The 8,887-nt window shown below is 42.1% G+C and carries 11 protein-coding genes; 3 read left to right on the top strand and 8 right to left on the bottom strand.

Going from position 1 to position 8,887, the window contains the following annotated elements:
- Positions 1 to 820, top strand: an 820-nt coding sequence (locus CXF78_RS03330; protein WP_257984821.1) for an SDR family oxidoreductase, incomplete at its 5' end; no start/stop codon positions are given.
- A 27-nt stretch (positions 821 to 847) separates the two neighbouring features.
- Complete coding sequence (locus CXF78_RS03325; RefSeq protein ID WP_011637573.1) at positions 848 to 1,399, top strand: DUF2058 domain-containing protein; 552 nt, start codon at positions 848 to 850, stop codon at positions 1,397 to 1,399.
- Between the two features lie 78 nt (positions 1,400 to 1,477).
- Here the strand turns inward: CXF78_RS03325 and CXF78_RS03320 are convergent, their stop codons facing one another.
- A complete protein-coding gene (locus CXF78_RS03320) occupies positions 1,478 to 2,413 on the bottom strand; it encodes a hypothetical protein (protein ID WP_011637572.1) in 936 nt (311 codons plus the stop codon).
- Between the two features lie 345 nt (positions 2,414 to 2,758).
- Between CXF78_RS03320 and CXF78_RS03315 the strand changes: the two genes are divergently transcribed.
- Positions 2,759 to 4,516 carry an acyl-CoA dehydrogenase C-terminal domain-containing protein gene (locus CXF78_RS03315; RefSeq protein WP_102035971.1) on the top strand — a complete coding sequence of 586 codons (1,758 nt, stop codon included), beginning with the start codon at positions 2,759 to 2,761 and terminating at the stop codon, positions 4,514 to 4,516.
- Between the two features lie 169 nt (positions 4,517 to 4,685).
- Here the strand turns inward: CXF78_RS03315 and CXF78_RS21375 are convergent, their stop codons facing one another.
- The 7 genes from CXF78_RS21375 to CXF78_RS03285 form a co-directional block, all read right to left on the bottom strand.
- Complete coding sequence (locus CXF78_RS21375) at positions 4,686 to 4,850, bottom strand: hypothetical protein (protein WP_011637570.1); 165 nt, start codon at positions 4,848 to 4,850, stop codon at positions 4,686 to 4,688.
- Positions 4,851 to 4,929: 79 nt separating this feature from the next.
- Complete coding sequence (locus CXF78_RS03310; RefSeq protein WP_102035970.1) at positions 4,930 to 5,274, bottom strand: hydrogenase maturation nickel metallochaperone HypA/HybF; 345 nt, start codon at positions 5,272 to 5,274, stop codon at positions 4,930 to 4,932.
- Positions 5,274 to 6,281, bottom strand: a complete 1,008-nt coding sequence (gene hypE / locus CXF78_RS03305; RefSeq protein ID WP_011637568.1) for a hydrogenase expression/formation protein HypE — start codon at positions 6,279 to 6,281, stop codon at positions 5,274 to 5,276. Before hypE ends, CXF78_RS03310 begins: the two co-directional genes overlap by 1 nt.
- Positions 6,271 to 7,398: a hydrogenase formation protein HypD gene (hypD, locus tag CXF78_RS03300; RefSeq protein WP_059743618.1), complete on the bottom strand. Its 1,128-nt coding sequence runs from the start codon at positions 7,396 to 7,398 to the stop codon at positions 6,271 to 6,273. Before hypD ends, hypE begins: the two co-directional genes overlap by 11 nt.
- Complete coding sequence (locus CXF78_RS03295; protein ID WP_011637566.1) at positions 7,395 to 7,637, bottom strand: HypC/HybG/HupF family hydrogenase formation chaperone; 243 nt, start codon at positions 7,635 to 7,637, stop codon at positions 7,395 to 7,397. The genes hypD and CXF78_RS03295 overlap by 4 nt, the downstream gene beginning before the upstream one ends.
- 2 nt (positions 7,638 to 7,639) lie before the next feature.
- Positions 7,640 to 8,359 (bottom strand): hydrogenase nickel incorporation protein HypB, encoded by a 720-nt coding sequence (gene hypB / locus CXF78_RS03290; RefSeq protein ID WP_011637565.1) that lies wholly within the window; start codon positions 8,357 to 8,359, stop codon positions 7,640 to 7,642.
- Between the two features lie 296 nt (positions 8,360 to 8,655).
- A partial coding sequence (locus CXF78_RS03285; protein ID WP_145991364.1) for a Kae1-like domain-containing protein occupies positions 8,656 to 8,887 on the bottom strand: 232 nt, incomplete at its 5' end.

The following is an 8,887-nucleotide window of genomic DNA, read 5'->3' as shown; positions in this document are numbered from 1 at the left end:
TGGCAAAGGATTTGATTACACAGGTAAAAATGTTGTTGTGGTTGGCGGTACATCTGGAATAAACCTTCAAGTTGCGATTCAATTTGCTAGCGCTGGAGCCAATGTTGCGGTCGCGAGTCGCAGTATTGATAAAGTTAATGCCGCGGTAGAATTACTGAACCAAGCTAACCCAAACGCCAAGCATTTAGGCGTCAGTTTTGATGTACGTGACAATGATGCATTAACGGTTGGTTTTGCAAAAATTGCAGATCTCTACGGTCATATCGATGTGTTAGTGAGTGGGGCTGCGGGTAACTTTCCGGCCAGTGCGGCAAAGCTTTCGAACAATGGTTTTAAATCGGTTATTGATATTGATTTAATTGGCAGTTTTCAAGTGTTAAAACAAGCTTACCCATTATTATCACGTCCGAATGCCAGCATTATTCAAATTTCAGCACCACAAGCGTATATCGCGATGCCATTACAAGTGCATGTTTGCGCCGCTAAAGCCGGCGTCGATATGTTAACTCGTACATTAGCACTAGAGTGGGGTGTTGAAGGGATACGAATTAACTCTATCGTACCAGGTCCAATTGCAGATACCGAAGGCTTTAACCGCTTAGCGCCCAGTGATGAAATGCAACAGCGAGTGGCCAATAGTGTGCCGCTAAAACGCAATGGCAAAGGTCAAGATATTGCCAACGCAGCCTTATTCCTTGCATCCGACATGGCGTCATACATTACCGGTGTTGTATTACCAGTAGACGGTGGTTGGTCATTGGGTGGTGCCAGTATTGCAATGACAGAATTAGGCGACATAGCCGCCAAGCACGGTTTATAAAAATCGATAAATTTAAAGGTAAATTCCATGGCTAACGCATTACAAGACCAACTGCTTAAAGCAGGTCTTGCCAGTAAACAAAAAGTACGTGACGCAAAAACACAAAAGCGTCGTGACAAAAAAGCTAAAGTTGACGACGGCAGCTCAGAGCTTAAGCAACAAATTGCTGAGCAAAAGTTAGTGCAAGCGAAAAAAGATAAAGCATTGAATGAAAAGCGCTTTGCTGAAGCAGCTGAAAAAGGTCAAGTGCGTGGTTTAATCAGCGAGTTTTCTAAGTTTGCTATTACCGTAGCGCGTGATGCTGAGCTTAAGTTTAACTTCACGTTAGAAAACAAGATTTATTCGGTTTATATTACCGATAAAATCCAAGCTGATTTACTCAATGGCAGTTTAGGCATCGTCCGTTATGAAGATAAAACCTACATCGTACCGCATAAGCTCGCAGAGCGAGTGAAGTTACTTGTTCCACAATGGTGTGGTTACTTGTGGGATAAAGCCGCTAAAGATTCTGTTGCGCAAGTGAGCGGAGCCGATGACCCATATGCAGATTATGCAATTCCAGATGATTTAATGTGGTAAGTGTTACCATTAACCGTTAATCATTAACAAAAAACGCCTCTAAATAGAGGCGTTTTTTGTTTGGTGTTAATCAATATTTTACGAGTCTGCATTAGCCTGTTTTGCCGTTAACGCAATGACTTGCTGACAATAAGCAAGGTGATGGCGGATTGTGTCTAAGTATTGTGATGCTTGATTATCCATAAGGTACCAATAACTGGCTGTTTGTGGATACTGATTGTAAAACAACGACTCGGCCATAATTAGGTCGCTTTGGTTAGCATAGGTTAACCATTGCACGCTTGGTAAGTTACTCAAGGCGGCTAACAACGCATATTGTACTTCAAGATTATCAGGTTGTTCGGTCGTTACTTGCAAGGCTAAACGCTGGGCGATTTTAAATTGCGGATCAGCGTTGTCTGGGGTCAATATATCATTTTGGCGTCGACGAACCGCATCGCTCAACAGTACTTCAAACGGATTAATATCAACAGGTTCAACATCGTGTAGCAATAGGGTAGATGCATCATCTACAAACAATTCGGGCCACTGAATATTATTATTGGTGAGTTGCAAACCTAATGCAATACGGCGCTCACCTAACCAATTATGCACCATGCAAGGCAAATGTTCTGAAGCGGGCATATCGTTGGGTCTCGCTAAAGACGGTAATAAAGACATACGTTGTACATTGACCTGTGTTGCCATCAACGACATCAATAGAATGGTCGCCAATCCCGAAGATGGCCAGCAGTTAAGTTGTCCTTCGAGTTTTTCACCCACTTCGGTTAGTAATGAAACTAACTGATTGTCATCTAGACTATTACTGACAACGAAGGCTTGATGCGAACCGGCATAAGGGCCATTACAAATGTTAATAACGTTATCGGCATCATGTTCAGTCCCATTAAAAATGAAAGTATGTCCTATGTCGGCAGGTTGCCAATCGCCATGTGCATTGCCAATGACGGTGATCTGCTGATAGTGCCCAGATAGGGAAGATGATGAAGGGATCTGCTCAGTACGTGTATGCATAAAAGTGCCGTTCGCTATGGTTTATTACTAGAGTTTAATATTCGTGTTTAATACTCGGGCTTAATACTAAGGTTTAATACTTGGGTTTGGAACTATTGGGTCATAAAGTAAAGTTCAAAAAGACCACAGATCTCAATCAAATAAGCTGCTAACTCAAGGATCGTACGGGTAATTGTAACTCATTGGAACCCTATTGGGCTGAGAAACATAAACTATCGAGATAAAGGCTGGTATGAGTCGACATTCGTCAAATTATGGTTAGATAATTGCTAAAAAGCTTTTCTTTTTGTGACGCTTTAGTATAAATTAAAACAACTGTTTTAATTATTTGTTTAAGAGACTCTTATGAACCCATACCAAGCCCCGTTGAAGGACATGCAATTCTTGTTGGAACAGGTATTTGATGCCCAAGCTACGTGGGAACAACTTCCTGCTATGGCAGATGTTGTCGACATGGATACCGCATTAGCCATTCTAGATGAAGCGAATAAGATCAGCCGTGATCTGCTTCACCCTTTAAATCGCAGTGGTGATGAGCAAGGTGTGGTTCATAAAGGTAATGACATTATTACTCCAGATGGCTTTAAAGAAGTGTATCAACAGTTTTCTGAAGGTGGCTGGGTAGGGCTTTGCGGCGAGTCAGATTTTGGTGGCATGGGGATGCCGAAAATGCTTGGCGTGTTAGTCGATGAAATGAGTTACAGCGCGTGTAACTCGTTTACGTTATACAACTCCCTGACCGCTGGTGCAGCGTTATGTATTAATGCACATGCCAATGACGAATTAAAACAAACTTATTTACCTAATTTATATTCTGGCCAATGGGCCGGAGCAATGGACATGACCGAGCCACATGCAGGTTCTGACTTAAAAGGTATTCGTACTAAAGCTGAACCACTTGATGATGGCAGTTATTCTATAACCGGTAACAAGATTTTTATTACTGGCGGCGATCATGATTTAACTGAAAACGTGATTCATTTAGTATTAGCAAAACTGCCCGGTTCGAAAGGCATATCATTGTTTATCGTACCTAAAATCAGCGTAAATGCAGATGGTAGCTTAGGCGAATCTAATGGTGTTACGGTGGGTTCTATTGAACACAAAATGGGTCTTAAAGCGTCTGCTACCTGTGTGATGAACTACGATAATGCCAAAGGCTTTTTAGTTGGTGAGCCTGACCGCGGTTTAGTGTGTATGTTCACTATGATGAACTACGAACGTTTAGCCATTGGTTTACAAGGTTTAGGTAACGCACAAGCGGCTTATCAAATGGCCAGTGATTATGCTAAAGAACGCCTACAGGGTGTTGCTGCAGCAGGTTCTGCAACGGGTGCAACGTCTGATCCGATTATTGTGCATGGCGATGTACGTCGCATGTTATTAACTATCCGTGCGATGACAGAAGCAGGCCGTGCATTATCGGTTTATACCGGTAAGCAGCTAGATTTAGCAAAATATGCCAGCGGCGATGTGCAAGCTAAAGCGGCTAGGTACGTTGGTTTGCTCACACCTGTTTCAAAAGCATTTTTAACCGACCGCGGTTTAGATGCCACAGTTATAGGCCAACAAGTGTTTGGCGGTCATGGTTATATTCGTGAAACCGGAATCGAGCAATTTGTTCGTGATACCCGTATTGCACAAATATACGAAGGCACTAACGGTATTCAAGCAATCGACTTTTTAGGCCGTAAAATTACTTACGACAACGTGGTCACTTTGACTGAATTTGTTGCTGAAGTGAATTCAAGTCTTGCACAATTAACTCAAGCTAATGCTGAACATAAAGCCATGGTAAGCCAAGTGTTTGCTGAGTTGCTCACGACAGCTAACTACGTCAATGACAACAAGAAAACTCAACCAGCATTAGTCAATTCTTGTGCGGTCGACTTCTTAGATGCCTTTGGTTATGCCCTATACGGTTACTTCTGGTTATTGATGGCCGACAAAGCGTCAAGCCATGAAGATAAAACCTTTGCTGCCCAAAAGCAGTTTGTGGCTGACTTCTATATGGATAAGCTGTTATCAAAATCTCAGTATCATTTATCACAAGTTAATCAAGGTGATAAATCGATAATGGCAATGCCTGCAGAAATGTTCTAAGCCTATTTGTAATGCAACAAGATAATAAGCCTTCCGATGGAAGGCTTATTTGTTTGGGAGCATCATATTCTCAACGTTTAAAGCAATGTGTTAACCAATGTTTAATCGCGTTGATCTAGCAACCATCTTAGCTTTGCTCCACAGTACGTGTTGACTACAGGTTAGGCAATTACTTAGTGCGCTTCCAATAGATAAACGCCACAATGGCCACAAGAGCAATGGCGGGTGTTAATTGAATAAAATGGTGAAACAGTCCAACACCACCATGGCCCTCATGTGCCATAGCAATAGATGGAATAGTGGCAAGGATAAAGGCAATTGATAAGTATTTCATGGTGTTGTCCTTCTATTTTAAGGTTACTCTGGTTATTAGGTTAGGGTATTTCAATATAACGCTTTGATAAAAACTCGTGCTACGTATCCATCACAAGCTGCATTAACATCATGTCTTCACCGTCAATCACGGTGGTTTTATTAGACTGGCAAATAGGGCAAACAATGGTTCGTTCATCTACTTGCGATTGTTGTTTGCAGTGATTGCACTGCAATACTAATGGCTGCACATTAATAACTAATCTTGCCTCATGACAAACAGTGTTTAATTTAAAGGTTTCAAACGCTTTCGACAGTAGGGCAGGCTCAACGCCACTTAACACCCCAATTTTCAGTTCAACTTGCTCAATTCGTGTGGCTTTATGCAGCAGTGCAAGTGCTTCACATTGTTCCATTAATGACATCACAATCGAGTATTCGTGCATTAACAAATCCTTGGTAGTAATTCACCTTGTGGTAAATCTAAATAGCGACTGCTGCCCCAAGGCGTTTGTAGCACCACTTTGCCAGGGTGACGCTCAGTAACGTGGCCAATAATTGCTGCATGTTCACAATGTCCATAGCGCTGCATCACCTCAATTGCACCTTCGGCTAAATCCATAGGCAATGCCATAATAAAGGTGCCTTCATTGGCTAAATCAAAAGGCTCAAAGCCAAATAACTCACATAAGCCTTTTACTTCATCACAAATTGGAATGCTGGCTTCTTCGACATCAATACCAATGTTCGATGCTTTCGCCCACTCATTGAGTACTGCAGATAAGCCACCGCGAGTCGCATCTCGCATGGCATGAATATCGATATTTGCCACCAGCAGTTGTTCAATAATCGGCCATAGCGTATCGCAGTCACTGCGTAACTCAGATTCGAGCGTTAAGCCATCACGGGCCATTAAAATTGCCGCCCCATGACAACCAATGTCACGAGAGACAATAATGGCATCACCTACTTGTAAATTGCGCACTGAAATATCAGGATGCAAAATACGCCCTACACCAGAGGTATTAATAAATAGCCCATCAGCACAGCCTTTGGGCACCACTTTAGTGTCGCCGCAAACTATCCGCGCGCCTGATTTGTGTAATTCAGCTGCCATGCTATTCACAATAGTGGTTAAGTCATCCAGTGGAAAACCTTCTTCAATAATAAAACTACAGCTTAAATATTCGGGTTGTGCAGCCATCATGGCTAAATCGTTTACCGTGCCTGCAATCGCGAGTTTACCGATATCGCCACCAGCGAAAAATAACGGTGAAACGGTAAAAGAGTCGGTGGTAAAAGCAATATGGCCACACATATTCAATTTGGCCGCGTCTTCTTGCGAAGTTAAAATAGGATTATCAAAGGCTTTAAAAAACAAATCGTGGATCAATTGATCCATTTCTTTACCGCCACCACCGTGGCTAAGTTGAATCGTCTTTTTAGATGTCATGATTAACTTCTCCATAGCGGTAATAAGCATTACACGCGCCTTCTGAGCTAACCATGCAGCTGCCTAGCGGTGTTTGTGGTGAGCAACCTCTGCCAAACACTTTGCAGTCTTTAGGATTGGCTAAGCCTCGCAAAATATCGCCACACATACAGGCTTTATGGTCGTCAATTTCGGTTGTCGGTAATACTTTTGCATAAATGCGTTCAGCATCGCGATGATGATATTCAGGGCGTAATGTTAGAGCAGACTTGGCAATAGGGCCTAGTCCGCGCCAGCGAAAGCTGTCGCGGACCATAAAATATTTGTCGACCAGCTGTTGAGCGGCAATGTTGCCCTCGTAACTCACTGAGCGGCTGTATTGGTTATCTAGCTCTGCTTTGCCTGCCACTTTTTGACGTGTAATACGTAAAATAGATTCCATCACATCTACCGGTTCAAACCCAGACACCACAACAGGTGTTTTGTATTGGTCGACTGTAGATTGGTAGATTTGAGCACCACTAATCACGCTTACGTGTGCCGGACCGATAAAAGCGTTTACTTTACTGCGACTATCAGACATCACAGCATCAATGGCGGGTGGAACCAGCACATGGTTTATATGAAACAAGATATTATCTATTTTCAGCGCTTCAGCCTGTGCCAGTAAAGCGGCAGTCATGGGCGTAGAGGTTTCAAAACCGATAGCGAAAAAAATCACTGTTTTGTCAGGATTATCCTGGGCAATTTTCAAGGTATCTAATGGGTCATATATTGGCCTAATATCGCAGCCATTAGCCCGAAATTGCGCCAAGCTCCCCATTGAACCCGGCACTCTAATCATATCGCCTAGGGTGACTAAAATGGTATCGGCTTGTGAGGCAAGGGTGGCTGCATGGTCAATTCGTTCTTTAGGCATAACGCACACTGGACAGCCTGGGCCATGAATAAAGTGAATATTGTCGGGTAATAGCTGTAATAAACCGTACTTCATAATGGTATGGGTATGGCCACCACACACTTCCATAATGTTAATTTGCTCAGTCGTTTTAGCCGCTTGTTGAGCAATCAATTGCGCTAAATGACGAATTGTCTGAGGATCTCGAAATCCTTGATAAAAGTCATTGAGGCTAATCATTGCTCAGACTCCAATTCCATCTCAGCGACAATTTGTTGATATAAATCGAGGCTTTCTTGTGCATCATTGTGGTCAATTTTATTCATCACAAAGCCAATATGAATCAATACAAAGTCGCCTAACGCCAAAGGATCGCATATTAAATGACAACTTACCCGACGTTTCACACCAAGTGTGTCAACGGTGACTGTTGCATCGTCATGAATTTCAACTACTTTTGATGGTACTGATAAGCACATAGTTAATATTCCTTATGTTCATCAAACCATGTTGCCAATACTTTCATTGAATCAGGATTTTTCACTGATACGACGAGTAATTCGACATCTGGATTCAATTTACTTAACTGTGCTTTGGCTTCGTCAATACTAAAGTCAAAGTAAGGAAGTAGGTCAGATTTAGTGATAACCACTAAGTCAGCTCGGCGGAACATCACCGGATACTTCTCAATTTTATCGTCACCTTCAGGCACAGATAACAACACAATATTTTTATGGGTGCCAACATCATAACTGGCAGGACACACAAGATTTCCCACGTTCTCAACGAAGCAAATATCAACATTATCTAAATTAATGTGATGCAGTGCGCCGTGAACCATAAATGCATCAAGGTGACAGGCAGAGCCAGTTTGGATTTGATAGGCGTTGATACCCTTGGCAATTAAACGGTCGGCATCGCGTGAGGTTTCAAGGTCGCCTTCAATTACGGCATAGCGAGCATCAAGGTATTCATGTAAACATTCTAAAAGACTGGTTTTACCGCTGCCAGGGCTACTCATTAGATTAAAGGCGCTGACCTGATGAGCCGCAAAATGATCACGATTATGCTGTGCTTCGACATCATTTTTATCCAGTATTTTATGGATAACCGCTAAGGTCTTTTTATCGTTAAGCTGAGGATTACTATGAAGAGTATGGTCATGATCATGGGTAATTGAACAGCCGCAATCTTTACACATGTTATGTTCCTTAACCTTGTTGTTATTCTTATTAACTAGTGTCGGTTAAGTGGATAAAGGATTCTTTGATACACATCAGTTTTTGCAATAAACACTGTGAACAACAGTGTTATTGCGTTAATTATGTGACAGATGCCACAATTATCTGAAGGTCAATTTTTATGCTGCATGACAGCTTTAGCGATTCTGGTTGTTAGCCCAATTACGATAAAAAATGCATATATTAAAGTAACTTAACCAATGTAAGTTACTTAAGTTACTTACATTGGTTAAGAAGTTAAGAGTACTCGATACACTTACGCCATGTGATGTATGCCATACCACAATTGGCCTAATGCAATACCACCGTCATTAATGGGAATATGGCCACTGGGTAAAATTTGCCGTTGGCCACGTTTACAATCATCAATACACTGGCTGAGTAAGGTTTTGTTTTGAAATACACCACCACAAAATACCTGTGGTAATTGGGGATATTGTTGACCAACTCTATCCAATTGCTGACTAATCATATTGATAAAATGCCAA

The sequence above is a fragment of the Shewanella sp. 11B5 genome (assembly GCF_002836795.1).
Lineage (GTDB): Bacteria > Pseudomonadota > Gammaproteobacteria > Enterobacterales > Shewanellaceae > Shewanella > Shewanella frigidimarina.
This window is presented reverse-complemented; position numbering and strand designations above follow the sequence as displayed.

What these genes read in the sequence shown, in the direction of transcription:
- CXF78_RS03325 (WP_011637573.1), top strand. Translation starts at nt 848, where the DNA reads ATGGCTAACGCATTACAAGACCAACTGCTTAAAGCAGGTCTTGCCAGT.
- CXF78_RS03320 (WP_011637572.1), bottom strand. Translation starts at nt 2,413, where the DNA reads ATGCATACACGTACTGAGCAGATCCCTTCATCATCTTCCCTATCTGGG.
- CXF78_RS03315 (WP_102035971.1), top strand. Translation starts at nt 2,759, where the DNA reads ATGAACCCATACCAAGCCCCGTTGAAGGACATGCAATTCTTGTTGGAA.
- CXF78_RS21375 (WP_011637570.1), bottom strand. Translation starts at nt 4,850, where the DNA reads ATGAAATACTTATCAATTGCCTTTATCCTTGCCACTATTCCATCTATT.
- CXF78_RS03310 (WP_102035970.1), bottom strand. Translation starts at nt 5,274, where the DNA reads ATGCACGAATACTCGATTGTGATGTCATTAATGGAACAATGTGAAGCA.
- hypE (WP_011637568.1), bottom strand. Translation starts at nt 6,281, where the DNA reads ATGACATCTAAAAAGACGATTCAACTTAGCCACGGTGGTGGCGGTAAA.
- hypD (WP_059743618.1), bottom strand. Translation starts at nt 7,398, where the DNA reads ATGATTAGCCTCAATGACTTTTATCAAGGATTTCGAGATCCTCAGACA.
- CXF78_RS03295 (WP_011637566.1), bottom strand. Translation starts at nt 7,637, where the DNA reads ATGTGCTTATCAGTACCATCAAAAGTAGTTGAAATTCATGACGATGCA.
- hypB (WP_011637565.1), bottom strand. Translation starts at nt 8,359, where the DNA reads ATGTGTAAAGATTGCGGCTGTTCAATTACCCATGATCATGACCATACT.